A 16,918-nucleotide genomic window follows, 5' to 3' on the forward strand; every position below is an offset into this window, starting at 1 on the left:
GAGCTATTCTCAGTATTTTCAAGGCTTTTAGCCATTTTGAGATTGGGTTTAATCAGTTAAGGGAGAAAATTGCTCTCCCTTAACTATTTAGTTTATTTATTTTTATCTTGCTGTAATTGAGGTAACCTTGGATCCTCTAAAATCCCTTTTAATGTAAATCTAATATTCTGCTTCACTTCTGTAGCCCCATCACCAGCTATACGATTTAACTTAAACCAAACATGACTTCCTTCGTCATTATTACTTTTTTTATCCTTTTTGCTTTTATTATTATCTATTATTTTCCCAAAAGTATATTGTACATTTTTTCCTTCCATGCTTGCATAATTTGTTATGTAAAGAAATTCTCTATATGCCTTATCATTAAACGAAGAATTCTCTGATAATATTTCTAAAAAATTCATAGGCTTATATGTTCTTATAATAGAGCCATCTTCTGCAATATTCCATGTTCTATTTTTAACTTCATTTACTACTATTTTTACACTTCCAAAGCCTAATGGCTTAGCTCCTCCTATTTTGTGGCACCTATTTCCATTAATATTATTTTCACCAATTGTCAAAACCCAAATAAGACTTTCTAGTTCTTTATTAGTTATTCTTTCAAAGTATATATCAAATTTAAACTCAACTTCTGCTTTAACAGGTCTAACAGTAGTATTAAGAGCTGTAATTCCCAAATCACTTTCTGTATTATTACGTTCACTAAGTTTTTGGGCTTTAATTGAATGTGAATGCCAGTAAAACTTTCTTCCAAGAATCTTTAACTCTTTATTTATATCAGTATTTTTGTTTATTCTACTATAGTCGTAATTCCAAAAATGTGCATTTACCTTTTTACCATTAAGTTCAATCTTTGGACGTTCTGTGTAAAACTCCATTGCTGATGGTTTTGGTGAACTTAGTTCTTCTAATGTCATAATTTCATCAAAACAATTGCTTTCATTAAAACCCTTTTTAAGCTTAGCATCTGAAAACCTAATTTTCGAACCTAATGCAGAATTATCTCCAACCATACCAAAGAGTTCACATGCTGGGCATAAATTACTCGCTTCAGAACAAGAATTAAATTCACCGTTATTTTTATTTTTTAAAATTCCCATAATTGTATTATTTAATCCAATTCTTGAAATACATGCTGGAGCTAAATATATTGTACTACCTACTTTTTCATACCAAACAGGATATTCCATTCCTTCTTTAATGCTGTTTAAACTATAGTGTTTATATCCATTATGTTCATCATTCTTTTCCCCTAAGTTTCTATTTACTGCAGGGTCTTTATATACTTCCAAAACTAATTCCAATTTTTCTATTGCTTCATTAATATCTCCCTGTACTTCAATCCTTTTTCTATTAGCATTATTTAAATTATATGCAAATATACTGTCATGATGCTTTCTACTTCCAAAAGGTTCTCCTAAAAGTAGTATACCTTCTTCTTCCGTACCATTTCCAATATCTTGAGCCAGATATGGATAATAATTATTGTCCTTATATCGCTTTCCAACATTAAATTTAATTTTATCACCAGTGTAATATTTATCCTCACCTACTTTTATATATTTACCTGACTCTATACTATGTATAGGTTCTGGATCATTTTTGCACTCTTTAGTCTTTATCATATATTTATTTGCTTCATATAATTTCCAACCTGTTTTTTCTTTAACAAGTATTCCAGCTTTTTTAGCCTTACTTTCTCGTGCTGTTAATGGGTTATCCGACGTCATCATACAAGAATCTGTTAATGCTTCAAAAGCAGACCTAATAACTCCACGTATACTACTACCTGGAATTATAGGTTCTTTGAGATTATTCAATGAAATTTTTTCAGACATAACTCCACGTATACTACTACCTGGAATTAAAGGTTCCTTTGGTTCATTCAATGAAACTTTTCCAGACAAATCATTATATGAGAAAAAGTCATAGTTCTTATGTTTTTCATTTGTTTCTTTATTTCCATCAGCTTTATTATCTTGTTCATCCTTTTTTTCATTTATCAAATCAGCTAATCCTAACGCATTGTCATTAGTTATATTTGGTATAAAAATTGGTGTCTTTGTTCTCAATGTACAACTAATTGAGCCCGTTAGCAGTTCATCAGAGAAATCCTCTTTACCTTTTTCTCTTCGTTTAACTTCTTTTCCAAGACTTATGAAATTATATGGATTAACAAATTTGTCTCCAAATTCTTCAATATTGTTTGGATATTTACTCTTTTTCTGTATATTATTTTTCCATTTCATCATTTCACTAGCCATATCACCCATCACACTCCACCTCATTTCCTCCAGCTTTAAATCCTGCTAATCTCCAATCTGCTACTTCTGGAGAGCCATCTTCATTAAATTTTATGTAAGTCTTAATTAATAGCTTTAAATCCTGATCTTTGTAAGCTTCAGCATTAAAAGGCAGCTCGGGCAAATTTCTAATTTTACTTTTAAATTTACCGTCTTTTTGCCACTCACCATCAAGATAGTGCTCTTCTTTATATATATAAAGCTTTTTTGACTCATTGTAATCATCAAGATAGCGATATAAGAACTTATCTTGTTCAAATGAATATATAACCCTAACCTCAAAGCATCTATTAAAAACTCGAAGTTCTAACAAGTTATTTGTATCATTTTGAGTAAATTCATTATCATTTTTAAACTTATCACAAAACTTCATGTTTACAAATTTTCCAAAACAAACATGATCTTTGAAAACTGCATATACAAAGCAATTTTCATCTTTTTCACTCACTATAAATTTTTGTTTATTATCAGAATCATCTTCTGTCCTGTTTTCATAAATACTCTTTAGTCTACCAATCAAATCCTGAGGAATTACATTTTTTATTTCCACTTCTATATCTGACCAGTTCATTTCTTTAGTATCACCCATTTTTTCTCAACTCCTCCGCAAGTGATTTTAAGCATTCTTTACTTACTATATCTTTTTCATTATTTTGGGGTATATCTTTTCCTATATCGTTCGCTATTTCCTTTACTATATCTTTATGAATCTTAATATCAGTAACCTTCATAAGTCCTCTACCTACAGCAGTTTCACCACCTACAGCTAACAGCCCATCATTAAGTTCATCAAGGAAAAGGAAAACTAAACCCAATACAGCTTTTTTCTCATCACATTTTCTGTTTATTCCTATTTTTAGTTTTGTTTCTCCACCACAGCATACATTTTCAGTAAATAGAGCTCCATGCATTGAGCCACCAGTAAATCTATCTATTTTAGTTCTTGTTATAGGCATAATTGTGAAATTCTCAATTTCACTTTCAAAAAAGCTGAGGTTTGATTTGCAGAACTGTTTTTTGTTTTTCTTGCTTCCATCTACTTCCGTTTTGTTGTCACTTATATTATTTGTGCTACTATTTTGAACGTTATTGTTTTTAGTATTTTCAGCATTTTGTTCGTTTTCATTCTGACCAAAGGCAATGCTAAGTATGCGATTAACTTTCTCATTTATTTTGCGTCTAACATTATCTTTATCATCATTTACATCAACGCCTATTGCATTTAAGTCCATAGAATTTAATATTTCTTCCAAAATAATTTTTGACCTGTGTCTGAATGCTCCTGCCCAAGTTGTACCAGGAATTACAGGTGTTTCATCGTCCAAACAAAGTTGTCCATAATCAAATTTTTCTATATTAGGATAACTTTTGACTTTGTTCTTTTCAGAGTTATTTTTACAATCTATTCTCTGTTCAGAATTACTATCATTTTCTCCACTTTGTTGAGAATTATTTTGAACTATAATATTTGGATCAACATTATAATCACGTATCATTATTGTATCTGGTATTTTAATTTTTGCTTCAATTCCGTAAATATCATTACTACCAAGGTCCTCTCTTGATGTATAATTTCCATCTTTCCACTCAGAAGAACAATATGGATCAAATTCCAACCAATCTTCAGCTTTGCATTCTCCCTTTATAAAGCTTTTTGTATAATACTCTGCTTCCATATAACCCAATCCACGGCTTGTTTTTGAGCCTATACGAAGGTCGCCTGAATTGATTGCAATTGCTATTTTGTTAATTATCGCTTTAAATACTTTGGCTTTTTCACCACAATATTCAATTATTGCTTCAAATTTCGCACCCTTTTCAATAATTTCATAATTGTACTTTCCAGTGTCAATGGCTGTTTTCCTATCATCCAACTTTACACCATCTCTAAATGAAATAACAAATCTGGATTTTGATTTTTTGTTTGGATTGTCTGTGTTATTCGTGGAAGAATTATTCTCTGCATTATTTTCAGAAGAATTTCTACCTTCTACCTCTGCAAGTACTGCATCACCAAAAATTATTTCGCTTTGCCTTGCCTTGTGTTCCTCTTTTGAGTTTCCTCTATGAATATATCCAAAGAATTCTTTATCAATATCATCAATACTCATATCAGATGAATCTAAACCATTTGTTTTTATGTAGTGCCTGAATACTCCTGCCAGTGTTGAGCCTGGAATAAATGGTTCATCTCCTTGCTTGATAATATCCTTATCGCTGAACTCATCCATACCTGAGCATACTGAAAAAGGAGATTTTGTTGTAAGAATTAGTTTTATATATACTCTTTCTTTCGTACTATTTGTCATTTTTATCGCCTCCCTTTTCATTGCCAATTATTCTTATGTTAAGTCTGCATTGTGTCAGCAAGTTAATGTAATAGTACTTCAAATAATATTCCAAAAGTTCTTCTTTTGCATTGTTATTACTTATTTTTTTCACATCTTCAAATCTTTCAATGGATTCTTTTATTTCATTTAAATCTTTCCTTTTTTCTTCAGCAGCTTTGTTGATTGAATTAGTATTAACTTCTGGAGAATTATTTGATTCATTAGAAGAATTAATTTCTAAGGAACCTTCTTCTTTATCCTTAAATACTAGTTCTTCTACCATTTTCCTTTTATCCGTATCTTTAATATAACTGATAAATTCCACAAAGTCCGAATACTTCCAACCATTTATGTATTTTACAAGAAGGTTATTTATAGTTGTTGAATTAATTGAAAGCTTTTGTTGATTATCTATTTTTTCCGAATTATTATTAAGCCTTTCTGCATTATAAAGTGCTTTTTTCTTAAGTTTTAATAAGTTTTCTTGCCTTTTGATATTATTTATTAATATACTAAGCACATTTTCCAAATCTGGAGTTTTAGCTTTCTCTTTATTGCTTGTACTAATCCAGTCTTTTTCCTTTAGAGCTAGATTATCATTTAAAACAGCATCTTTTACCCAGACATACATTTTGCCCAAGCCCTCATTCTGTCTTTCGCCTATGCTAATGTATTTATTAATTTCTTTTTCGTCACCTGTATATATAAAAGTAAACACACTACCTGTAGCAATTGCTGGAACAGGAGGTCTTTCCAAATTCCATTTCCTATTGTAGCTGCCTATTTGGTCAACCTTAATGAATGATATTTTTTCATTGTCACAATATTTCTTTGTATCATCCTTGCCAAAAAGCTTCTCTGCAATTTTCTTAACAATTTCCTCTGGCTTTATAATATTGCCTCCCAAATCATCAAGAAGCATAATATGTGATTGTGCAACTACTGCAAGTTCATTACCATTGTTTACTGAAATTTTTATTTCATCTGATGTTTCCTCTTTATACTTAACAACTGTTACAGAGCCATATTGAGCAGTTTTTGACTTTCCAATACGCATTTTGCAGTTATTTTTATTAAGCAAATCAACTATCGTCTTTATGCCTTCCTTGCTGCCTTTAATCTCACCAATAAAGTATTGGTCTGCACTTATTGCATTATATTGATAAAATGTATCTATAGCTTTGTCCTTTGACTTTTTACCATCTTTATCATCAACAGGTCTTGCGTGATGGTAGAATACTTCTTTTTTGACCTCCACAAAACGTTTTTTATCAATTTCATATTCATTTTTGCAGTTATTCTCTTTACTACTCTTACAGTCAGGCAATTTACCAAATGGATAAATATCTATATCACGGATAAACTTGTTTGTTAAAGATTTAGAAGGATTTTGTTTTTGTTCTTTTTCATAAAATACACTATTATAGCAAATTCCTTCACTGATTTTTTCTTTTTTACATGTAACAGGTGCTGGAAAATATCTGCTATAATTCTTATCCGAAATATAGAAATTAGAAAAATACAATCCATCCTCCTGACCATTAACAAAGAACTTATAGAAATTTTCATCATCTTTGTTATACTTTAAATACTGACCTGCGAAATAGCCTAATATAGTTGAGCCTGGAATATAGTCCATTGATTCAGAAGCCTTATTGCTGGAAATCATTATCGGTGAATCCAATCTGATCAGAAGCTTAATTTTATTACAATTATCAGAAATATTAATTACATTTTTTTCAATTGCATTATTTTCCTCTAAACTGAGCTTTACTGCTCCAAAGCCCCTTGTCCTGTGTGAGCCAATGTGCCTTAATGCTTTACAGCATTTAACTAATAGTTCTTTATCACTTGGGTCTGACAAGCTTGCCTCAGCAATGAATACCCTGTTTATATCGTTTATATTGGTTTCGATATTATTTTCATTATTTTTTTCATGATTGTTTTTGTTAGCTACATCTTCATTTTTTAAATTATCAAATTTTTCTTTCTTAATGGGATCTATACAATTAATAACTCTAATGGTTCTGAGGCTTCCATCTTTAGCCGCTCCTGTTGATTCATTAATTGCTGTTCTGGTTCTGGTAGACGTAAAGTAGTTTATAATGTCACTTCTTTTTATTTGTTTCTCGCCTTTGTTTTCATTTTTAGTATCTTTTATGCCTTGCTGATTGTGTACATTCTCAGACTGGCTATACATTTCATCAAGCATAGTATAAATTTCTCTATAATTCTCTATGTAGGCATTAGATATGCTAAATGCTCCACCTTCATTTAATCCCTTTTCACCAAAAAGTCGTTTCTTATCCTCCTCAGTGCAGCTTTCCCATTCTATTAATTCATTAGCAGCTTCTAGCAAACAGCCCTTTAGCCTTTTTGCAGGAATATATGGGAATCCGAATTTATCAAAGCATACATCACTATCTATATAGCATCCGTGTCCACTGCCTGATGCCGCACACAAATCTGATTTAAGCTCTATTTTTATCCTGTAATGTTTCATTTAATTTTTCATCTCCTTCTTCTTTTGCTCATCAAGCTGCGCATTAAGCTTATTATTTATAAATTCAAGCGCAAAATCTTCTAGGTTACAATAAATATCACTAATTTCTAATGAATCATAGTAAATGGCCTTAAAAGAATTACCATCATTATAAAAAGCTTTATTCTTAACTTTTTCATCTGATTCTTCAAATATATCTCTGTTCAGATATTTCTGATATTCAGGTAAAGAATACCCTCTAGACTCAAATTGCTTAATAGTATCTTGCAAATCATCATAACTTGAAAAATATTGATTTCTGAACTCTGCAACTCTTGTACTAGGCCAAGCTTTAAGCTGTTTCTTTTTACTTGAGTCGTCTGATTTTTCGGCACTATCATTGATATCAGTCTCTTTAGATGTTTCACAATTTTTATTTGAAACCTTATTCTCTGAATTATTGCTTTCTTCCTTTGGAGTTTTACCAGTGGAAAAGTATTCTGCAAATTCTTCAAGCATCCTTATGTCCTTTAAAGGATCAATTTCTTTACCTGTTACTTGCCAAGGACGTCTTAACAGGCTGTATCCGTCATCATTTACATACTGATTTTTCCTCATATTTTCCAAATCTTCTGTAACCCCTGAAAAGCAGAAATGATAATCAATAAAGCCACGTGTTATATCACTTGCTTTTGATTTTGCCTCAGCTTTAGCATTTGAACAGCATTCTTCGGCAATTTTATATGCTAAATTGAAAGGAAAATGACTGTGTATAAATGCAATTCCTGCACAAGCAGAAAATTGCAAATCATCATTTTCTGTTGACTTAGCGTTATTGTCTAAGTTGTCACTTTCAGAATTATTTTTTTGATTCTTTCCACATTGAACAATCTTCTCAAGATAAAGCCTTGTAAGTGGAATTGCAATTCTAGCATTGCAGATGAATGTAATATCATCACCAGCACAGATTATTGGTCTCATTGGCAATTTAGGTCTATCGCAGTTCTTATTTATATCAAGTTTTTTCCAATCATTATTAGTGCAAATTGCTTTTTCCAGTGCTTCAGGCATTACATTATATGCTTCTATAGTAAACGAGTTAGTTATTATCTGTGATAATTTTCTAATTTTAGGTACTGCCTTTTTATACTCAGTTTCATCAGCCATACTCTGGTTAATTGCATATGCCATGTTGTTACCATCAATATGTACAATAGCAAGCAAGCTTTCTGTTCCCTTGTCTGTAACCATTTCATCAAGGTTGAGCATATAGTTGAAATCATCATATTTATTAGAATCTTCTTTATATTTAATATAAGTCTTCAATTTTAGATTAGCTTCTGTAGAGTTTAAATCGTTATCATTTATATCTGATTTATATATATTCCTTGATACTATTGGTAATCCAGAAATAGAGTCTCTTTTTGTAACAGCTATTCCTCTAGGTAGTGTAAGAGGAGGATTTTTTTGCTTTGCTTCGTTAAGTTTACTCATTAATTTATCTATATCATCTTTATAATTTTCTTCACATTTAACAAATGCTGAAGAAACAGATAAACTATAGGTCTTTTCAAGAATTATTTCGTTCATCCTTCTGTACACTCGCTTATATTCATCTTCACTCTTAAATGCTGCATAAAGGTTTCCGCCACCTTCATAAATAATCTCGACTTGCAAATATTTTTTGCCTTCAAAATCAAATTCCTCACTTTTATTTTCCCAGTCGAAATCCATTTTTTCTGAATTGTTCTTACCAAACACATATTCACATGCTTCTTCAAAGCATTTTCTAAGAATATTTTTGATTATCTCCGAAGCACCTATTATCTCTTTAATCTTATTAGTACGAAAAATGAATTCCTGTATTCCTCTTACATCAAAAACCGTCAACACTGACATTCATATTCCTCCTTAGTTTTACATATGCTTATATTATAATACTAATTATTGTATATATTACAATTTTTATTATATTTATTTCATTTTTGTATTGTTTTTACAAATTTTAAGTGGTAAATTTATACATATAAACTAATAATATTAAGGGAGATTGAATAATGAATGAGAATATAATGATTTTATTTCTAAGTAATGTACGGCCTGTTAAGAATAATTTAAAAAAGTATCCATACAAGTATACCGAAACAAATGAAAATCATAATTATAATTTTGATATTAAAGGTGTACAAACTAACGAAGCTGCTGTTAAAACAGTAATTCAATTATTACATGAATCTCAAAAAAAGCTTTCCACTGTTTATATGCTCTGCACAAAAACAGTGCTTGATGAGATAAAAGGATTAGAAGAAAAGCACAAAGAATTCTTTGAAAGAAGAATTAAAGAATTTTGTGAAGATAATAAATACAGTTGTCCTAAATTTGAAAAAATTGATTATGATGAGAGTAGTAAAGGAGAAAAAGTATTTAATGAAATAATCAACATGGCAAATAAAATTGACGAAGATTATAACTCATCTGATATTACGGTATATGCTGATATGACTGGTGGAATGAGAAATTCTTCTATGCTTATGCTATCCATTATGAGATTACTACAATACAAGGGGATAAAAATAGAAAAAGTATTATATTCAAATTGGTCACCCGATACTGGTGAAACATATATGGAAATTATAAGTAATGAAGATAAAAATTCTGTTTGCAAGCAAAATGATGATAAACAAAAATATAACACCATTGATAATATTACAGATATTTATAAAATAAATAATTTAATTGCAGGTGCTGAAGAATTTGTTAAGTTTGGTAGTGCACAAACACTAACAGAATATTTTCAAATATTTATAAATAATAATCCCACCTCTCCATTATCGCTATTAATTGATGCAATGAATAACTTTTCTGAAAATCTAAAGTTATGTAGATATGGATATTTTAAAGAATCAATAGATAAATTAAAAGATTGTATAAACAATTATAGAAGAAATGCTTTAAATGATATTAATGAGAAAATTTTTTATTTATTTTTATCAACAATAAAAAAAGAATATGATTTATTACTAAAACAAGATAGAACAGATTTAGATATTATCTCATGGTGCATTGAAAAGGGTTATTTACAACAAGCACTAACATTGTATGTTGAGAAGGTTCCTGATTTTATTTATAGCAATCTTTTCCCATCTCTAGATGATAAAGAATTAAAAATTGTAGAAAAATCGTGTTGGTCAAATACTAGCCTAGGCTTCTATTTAATTAATAAATACATTTTATCAAAAAACAATGCAAATTATAAACCCAAAAAGAATAAAGAAAAAGATTTTTTAGAACCAGATAAAAAAGCTGAATTAATTATAAATAGATTAAATAATAAAATCGTCAAATTAAAATCAGATGTTATCAAATATGACTCCGATTATTTAAAAAATATACTTAAAAATTACTATACAATAAAAGATGACCGAAACAATTCTAACCATGCAAGTAATGAGAAAAACTTTAAAACTTCAGAGCATATTAAAAATGATTTAATTGAATATATCAATCTTCTTAATAAGAACAACAAAAACTATAAATAACTTATACCACAGGAGAACCCCCACCATGTTCCTTAACCTTACAAACCACCCTCACTCAAACTGGAGTGAAAAGCAAACATCATATGCAAAAGCTTATGGTGAAATAGTTGATATGCCATTTCCTGAGATTTCACCGCATTTGTCACGTGAGGGCATTGAAGCTTTAGCACAGGATTATTTGACTAAAATTATTGCTTTAAAGCCCAAAGCGGTTTTGCTTCAAGGTGAAATGACCTTTACATTTTGTCTTACAAAATTGCTACAAAACTCAGGAATTAAAGTATTGGCAGCATGTTCTGAGCGTGTTACTTCTGAAAAAGTAGATTCAGAAGGCAAAACTGTTAGGCTTTCCACTTTTGAATTTGTTCAATTCAGAGAATATTAAACCGAAATATTTATCTATTTCTAATAACAAAAGCTTCTTACAGATTTATTCTGTGAGAAGCTTTTTTAACGCTCAAATCCCCTACATCTGCTCATTAGCATTCTTACCGTCTATCAGGTAGCGGAATACTAGAACATAAATTTTTCATTTCCCCGATTCAGAACACTTGCATTCTTACTGCCCAATCAATTTACAAAATTCTAGCTGATGGACTTTTCAAATTCCCTAATTCGGGTCACATGCATTTCAACTGTTGGGAATACCTAGAACACAAGCCAGACAAGTTGTGTTTCAATTCCCTACAACGGGTCACATGCATTTCAACTCGTTTTTGAGTTATTCTCAGTAACACCAAGGCTTTCAGCCATTTTGAGATTGGGTTAAAATTGCACTTTTTAACGCTTTTTTATGTTTTCAAGGTGCTTTTTTGCTAGTTTTATATACTTGAAACCCTTTATTATAAAGGCTTTTGAGATTTTTATACTAAAAATCAAAATAAAAAGTATATAATTATCAAACATTTATTAAATAATATAAAATATGATAGTTATTTACAAAACATTTTAGTTTGATAATCCTAAAACATAAAAAAGCTGCTAACATTGGATGTCAGCAGCTATTCATCTGATATTTCTTTTTCTTATTAAATATTTTTATTCTTCTTCATGATCACAGTCACAACCGCAACCGCAATCATCATCACCACAGTCACAATCCCACTCTAACTCAATCTTTTCATGGCAATGGGGACATTCAATTGTTTCAGCATCTTCATCAATCATGTCAAGATCTACTTCTATTATCTCACCGCAGTATGGGCATTCAACTTCTTCAAATTCTAGATCTTCGTCATCATATACCACTTTTTCAAGCTCAGCAAGATCCTCATCAATGCCGTCAACCTGTTCGCTCATTTCGTCCTGAATTTCCTCAATATCCTCAATTGCAAGAGAAATATCATCCAAAACATCAATGATTGCATTCAGCAATTTACCCTCATTTGTTGAATCGTCAATTTTCATACCCTCTGCCAAACCTTTGATGAAAGCTACTCTTTCGCTAATATAGCTCATTAATCTTACCTCCTCATTACCATTTAGTATTTTTCAGTATTTTATCAGTATTTTGTGTTAATTATTTGTTTACTCTTTCCATGTACTCATTTGTTCTAGTATCAATTCTGATTATATCTCCAACATTAATAAATAATGGAACCTTTACAACATAACCAGTTTCAACAGTAGCTGGTTTAGTTGCTCCTGTAGCAGTATCACCCTTAAAGCCAGGATCTGTTTCTGTAACTTCAAGTTCAACAAATGTAGGTGGCTCAATTCCAAAAACATTTCCCTTATGTGATAATATTCTAACTATTTCATTTTCCTTAACGAGAGCAAGTGAATCACCTATTGTTTCCTTGCTTATTGGAATCTGCTCATATGATTCAACATCCATGAAATAGTAAAGATCTTCATCTTTATAAAGATACTGCATATCTTTTCTATCAATGTGTGCCTTTGGCATTTTATCAGTTGGGCTAAAAGTTCTTTCAACTGTAGCACCAGTAACAATATTTTTTAGCTTACATCTTACAAAAGCTGCTCCTTTTCCAGGCTTAACGTGTTGGAATTCCACCACTTGGAATATGTTATTATCATATTCAAACGTCACACCATTTTTAAAATCACCAGCTACTATCATAATATACCTCCGTAATAAATAAACATTTTATGATTAATTCATAAACAAAAATAACCATTTTGCATTATTTGCATCTTAGTTTATATTAAATTATATTTGACTCTAAGGCAAGGAAAATTTTCATTATTATACGTTTTTTCATATTTTTTTATCATTCTTAGCTAAACAAAACTATAACTATGCAAATATTGCCACATACTATAATATTATTATTTCCTTTGCTGACTTTGTCAATACCCTTGGATTGTCATCCCTGATAATAATTGTATCTTCAATCCTTACACCGCCTAAGCCTTCTACATATATTCCAGGCTCAATTGTAACAGCCATATTGTTTTCTAAAACTTTATCGCCGCCCACTGACAGCCTTGGACTTTCATGGATTTCCAAACCCAAACCATGACCTAAGCCATGACCGAATTTGCCTTCATAGCCATTTCTGTATATAATGTCTCTTGCTATTTTGTCAACTTCTTTTCCTGTACGTCCTTTTATAGCTCCTTTTTCAGATGTTAGCTGTGCATTTAGGACTATTTTATAAATTTCTATCATTTCTACCTTAGGCTGTCCTAAAAAAACAGTTCTAGTCATATCCGAGCAATAATGATTGTACATAGCACCAAAATCCATTGTAATGGTATCACCTAGTTCAAGTTTCTTTTCAGATGCTATTCCATGTGGCATTGATGATCTTATGCCAGAGGCCACAATTGTTTCAAAGGATGCACCTGAAGCACCCAGCTTTTTCATTTTATATTCCAATTCAGCTGCAACATCCAATTCAGTAATACCAGGCTTTATAATTTTCAAAACCTGTTCAAATGCTTTATCTGCTATTTCTACCGCCTTATTAATTATTTCTATTTCCTGCTCATCCTTGATGGCTCTCAAATCATCAACAACACTGCCAATACTAAATAACTCCGTATTTTTCAGCTTTTCAGAATATTCCTTGTATTGACAATAGGTCACACTTTGGTCTTCAAATCCAAGCTTCTTTATTCCTTCTGAATTAACTATTTCATATATTGTGTCTAATATATTAGACTTATGCTGAACAATTTCAAATAATGGTGCTTGCTTTGCTGCCTGTTCAACATATCTGAAATCAGTAAGTAAATATGCTTTTTTATCAGTTATAAGCAAATTTGCAGAACTACCGGAAAACCCTGACAAGTACATATAATTTTCCCTTTTCGTTATAAGTGCCCCATCAATTTTTAAGTCCTTAAGTTTATTTCTAAATGTATTCAAGCGTAAAGATAAATTATCTATGTCGAACATTTTTCCGCCTCCTATAAATTCTATTTTTAGAATTATACACAAAAATAATACTAATTCATCTAAAACCATTGAATTTGTCAGAAGTTTTACTTTATGTCTGCAAATTTGCTGCCGCATGTAGTGCCAGAATATAACTCATTTTTCCAAAGCCACATATCTGACCCACGCAAACTGGTGCTATAACAGATGTATGTCTGAATTCTTCTCTGCTATGTATATTTGAAAGATGTATTTCAATTGCTGGTATTTCAATTGCTTTTATTGCATCTCTTATTGCTATACTGTAATGGGTATAAGCTGCAGCATTTATAATAACAACGTCATATACACCTCTTGCAGAGTGTAGCTTTTCTATTATTTCACCCTCTATATTTGATTGAATAAAATCAGTGTCAAGCCCAAGCTTCAAAGATTCATCATTGACCGCTTTAGCAATATCTAGAAGCGTTTCGCTTCCATAAACACTCTTTTCTCTGACCCCAAGCAAATTAAGATTGGGGCCATTTATTACAAGTACTTTTTTCATACACTTTTTATCCCTTCATAAATTTTCTTCATTTCTAACGCATCCTCAGCCATCTTACCTCTTGATTCACAGATAATTACTGGCTCCATATCTCTTTTAATTAACACTGGAGCCAAATGTTCAAAATTGGGACCAAACTCTCTGTCTTCAAAATTCCAGTGCCTTTTCTCACCGCCCTTTGTATATTCTATTCTGCTAAAATGGCAGTGTATATTTTTTGCTCTTTCTGCTCCAATGGCATTTTCAATTGAATCAATAATGCCAATAAAATCCTCTTCTGAATTAAGAACTCCAAGACCTCTGGCATGAATATGGCCAAAATCAATGGTTGGAATAATTCTTTCATCTAATTGACATAATTCTAGTATTTCCTCAAGTGTTCCCAATTGGTTCTGTTTTCCTAAAACCTCAGGACATATGTGAATATCTCCAAATCCAGCTGCATCTGCTAATTCTATCGTTTCTTTCAAGACATGCTTTGCTGTATCTAACGCCCACCTTTTATCCACCTTGCTATAGGCTCCGCAATGAACAACTATCCTTTTTGCCTCCATCCATTTAGCAACCATAAGAGTATCTAAAATGTACTTTTTAGATTTTTCCCTCTTATCAGCTTCCTCACTTGCCATACTTATATAATATGGTGCATGGATGCTTAAATAAATGTCATGCTTCTTGGCTTCATTTCCAATCTCAACAGCGGTTGTCTCTTTAATATTAACACCTTTACTACATGAATATTCATATGCATTTAAACCCATTGCAGCAAGCCACTGGGGCATTTGATAAGAGTTTTTGTAGCCCTGTTCATAAAAGCTGTCTGAGTTTCCTGATGGTCCGAATCTTATCATGAATTATCTCCTGTTTTTTATTTACCTTAAAATATAGATTTTTCAGAGGTTACGCCATATTTATAATTAGCTATTTGCTTTCCAAAAAGACCTTCATTGCAAGATAGCACATATAAACGTCAATTTTACTTGTTATCTCCATTGGTGAATGCATTGACAATATAGGTACTCCACAGTCAATAACATCAACTCCCAAGTTTGCAACATGCTGCGCTATTGTTCCTCCTCCACCTTGGTCAACCTTTCCTAACTCTGCAGTATGCCATATGATTTTATTTTCATTGAATAGCTTTCTTATCATTCCCATATATTCAGCATTTGCATCACTAGCATCATACTTTCCTCTTGAACCAGTGTATTTCTGCACTACAACGCCATTTCCTAAAAATGAAGCATTCATTTTGTCATTTACATCTGCATAGCTTGGGTCAACACCTGAGTTTACATCAGCTGAAAGCATATTTGAATTTTCCAAGCATATATTCATTAATACATCGGAATAGCTCTCACTAGTTAAATATAACAGCTTTGAAATAAAACTCTTTAAGAAATTGGACTGAGCTCCTGTATTACCCATACTTCCAATTTCTTCTTTATCTGTCAGAATACATAATGCAGTCTTATCTGATGGCTTAGCATCTAGCATAGCCTTTACACATGTGAAGGCACAAACCCTGTCATCTTGACCATATGCACCTATCATACTTCTGTCAAGTCCTATATCCTTTGCTTTAAAGCTAGGTACAGCCTCAAGTTCAGCTGAAAGAAAATCTTCTTCAACTATGCCATATTTATCATTAAGTATTTTCAAAATATTTAATTTCACTTTATCCTTAACTTTTTTGTCATTATACGGTCTAGAGCCCAATAAAAGATTGAGTCCCTCACCGCTAATAACTTCAGTTGCCTTCTTTTGCATCTGATTCTGAGCAAGATGTGGAAGCAAATCAGTAATTGTAAATACTGGGTCATTTTCATCCTCACCTATGCAAACTTCAACACTTGTTCCATCTGCTTTAATAACTACACCATGAAGAGAAAATGGAATTGTAACCCATTGATATTTTTTTATTCCTCCATAGTAATGAGTTTTCAGCAGTACAAGTCCTGAATCCTCATATAACGGATTTTGCTTTATATCAATTCTAGGTGAATCAATATGAGCACCCACCATATTAATGCCTTCTGTCAAAGGCTTTTGTCCAATAATAGCAAAAGCAACAGACTTTTTCTTGTTAACATAGTAAACCTTGTCACCTTTACTTAGCTTTTTACGTTGTTTAAATAATTCCTGTAAATTATGATATCCAGCCTTTATTAATTCCTTTTCAACTAGAGTAGAAAACTCTCTCTCTGTTTTACCCTTGTCTAAGTAGACCTTATAATTTTCGCATAGGTCAAATGCCTTTCTTATTTGACTGTCATCACTCTGTTCCCAAGCATTTTTAATCTCATAGGATAAACTTTCTTTTAACAATTCTGCCTGTGACTTTTCTTCACTCATTTTATAATCCTCT

General features: G+C 31.4%; 13 protein-coding genes. 2 read left to right on the plus strand and 11 right to left on the minus strand.

Annotation, left to right across the window (positions count from 1 at the left end; all coding sequences use genetic code 11):
- Positions 1–92: 92 nt before the first annotated feature.
- Genes EHE19_RS11345 through EHE19_RS11365 form a run of 5 tightly spaced genes read right to left on the minus strand, consistent with a single transcriptional unit; the run spans position 93 to position 9,017 of the window.
- Entirely contained in the window at positions 93–2,291 is a 2,199-nt protein-coding gene (locus EHE19_RS11345; protein ID WP_137695834.1) for a TIGR03986 family type III CRISPR-associated RAMP protein, read from the minus strand.
- Positions 2,269–2,895 (minus strand): type III-D CRISPR-associated protein Csx19, encoded by a 627-nt coding sequence (gene csx19, locus EHE19_RS11350; RefSeq protein ID WP_137695833.1) that lies wholly within the window; start codon positions 2,893–2,895, stop codon positions 2,269–2,271. Before csx19 ends, EHE19_RS11345 begins: the two co-directional genes overlap by 23 nt.
- Entirely contained in the window at positions 2,888–4,615 is a 1,728-nt protein-coding gene (locus tag EHE19_RS11355) for an RAMP superfamily CRISPR-associated protein (RefSeq protein WP_171003465.1), read from the minus strand. Before EHE19_RS11355 ends, csx19 begins: the two co-directional genes overlap by 8 nt.
- Positions 4,605–7,139, minus strand: a complete 2,535-nt coding sequence (locus EHE19_RS11360; RefSeq protein WP_137695831.1) for an RAMP superfamily CRISPR-associated protein — start codon at positions 7,137–7,139, stop codon at positions 4,605–4,607. The genes EHE19_RS11355 and EHE19_RS11360 overlap by 11 nt, the downstream gene beginning before the upstream one ends.
- Positions 7,140–9,017 (minus strand): hypothetical protein, encoded by a 1,878-nt coding sequence (locus tag EHE19_RS11365; RefSeq protein WP_137695830.1) that lies wholly within the window; start codon positions 9,015–9,017, stop codon positions 7,140–7,142.
- Positions 9,018–9,175: 158 nt separating this feature from the next.
- Here EHE19_RS11365 and EHE19_RS11370 point away from each other — a divergent pair, with 158 nt between their 5' ends.
- Both EHE19_RS11370 and EHE19_RS11375 read left to right on the plus strand, forming a co-directional pair.
- Entirely contained in the window at positions 9,176–10,657 is a 1,482-nt protein-coding gene (locus tag EHE19_RS11370; RefSeq protein WP_137695829.1) for a TM1812 family CRISPR-associated protein, read from the plus strand.
- Positions 10,658–10,682: 25 nt separating this feature from the next.
- Positions 10,683–11,042 (plus strand): CRISPR-associated protein, encoded by a 360-nt coding sequence (locus EHE19_RS11375; RefSeq protein ID WP_137695828.1) that lies wholly within the window; start codon positions 10,683–10,685, stop codon positions 11,040–11,042.
- A gap of 653 nt (positions 11,043–11,695) precedes the next feature.
- Here the strand turns inward: EHE19_RS11375 and EHE19_RS11380 are convergent.
- From EHE19_RS11380 to EHE19_RS11405, 6 genes are all read right to left on the minus strand, one after another.
- Positions 11,696–12,115 (minus strand): CD1247 N-terminal domain-containing protein, encoded by a 420-nt coding sequence (locus EHE19_RS11380; protein WP_137695827.1) that lies wholly within the window; start codon positions 12,113–12,115, stop codon positions 11,696–11,698.
- A 61-nt stretch (positions 12,116–12,176) separates the two neighbouring features.
- Positions 12,177–12,740, minus strand: a complete 564-nt coding sequence (gene efp, locus EHE19_RS11385) for an elongation factor P (RefSeq protein WP_137695826.1) — start codon at positions 12,738–12,740, stop codon at positions 12,177–12,179.
- Positions 12,741–12,938: 198 nt separating this feature from the next.
- Positions 12,939–14,024: a M24 family metallopeptidase gene (locus EHE19_RS11390; protein ID WP_137695825.1), complete on the minus strand. Its 1,086-nt coding sequence runs from the start codon at positions 14,022–14,024 to the stop codon at positions 12,939–12,941.
- 91 nt (positions 14,025–14,115) lie between these two features.
- Positions 14,116–14,550 (minus strand): type II 3-dehydroquinate dehydratase, encoded by a 435-nt coding sequence (aroQ, locus tag EHE19_RS11395; RefSeq protein ID WP_137695824.1) that lies wholly within the window; start codon positions 14,548–14,550, stop codon positions 14,116–14,118.
- Positions 14,547–15,401, minus strand: a complete 855-nt coding sequence (locus tag EHE19_RS11400; RefSeq protein WP_137695823.1) for a TIM barrel protein — start codon at positions 15,399–15,401, stop codon at positions 14,547–14,549. The genes aroQ and EHE19_RS11400 overlap by 4 nt, the downstream gene beginning before the upstream one ends.
- 70 nt (positions 15,402–15,471) lie before the next feature.
- Complete coding sequence (locus EHE19_RS11405) at positions 15,472–16,905, minus strand: aminopeptidase (RefSeq protein WP_137695822.1); 1,434 nt, start codon at positions 16,903–16,905, stop codon at positions 15,472–15,474.
- Between the last annotated feature and the right edge of the window lie 13 nt (positions 16,906–16,918).

It is taken from the genome of Ruminiclostridium herbifermentans (genome assembly GCF_005473905.2).
GTDB classification, from domain to species: Bacteria; Bacillota; Clostridia; order Acetivibrionales; family DSM-1351; genus Ruminiclostridium; species Ruminiclostridium herbifermentans.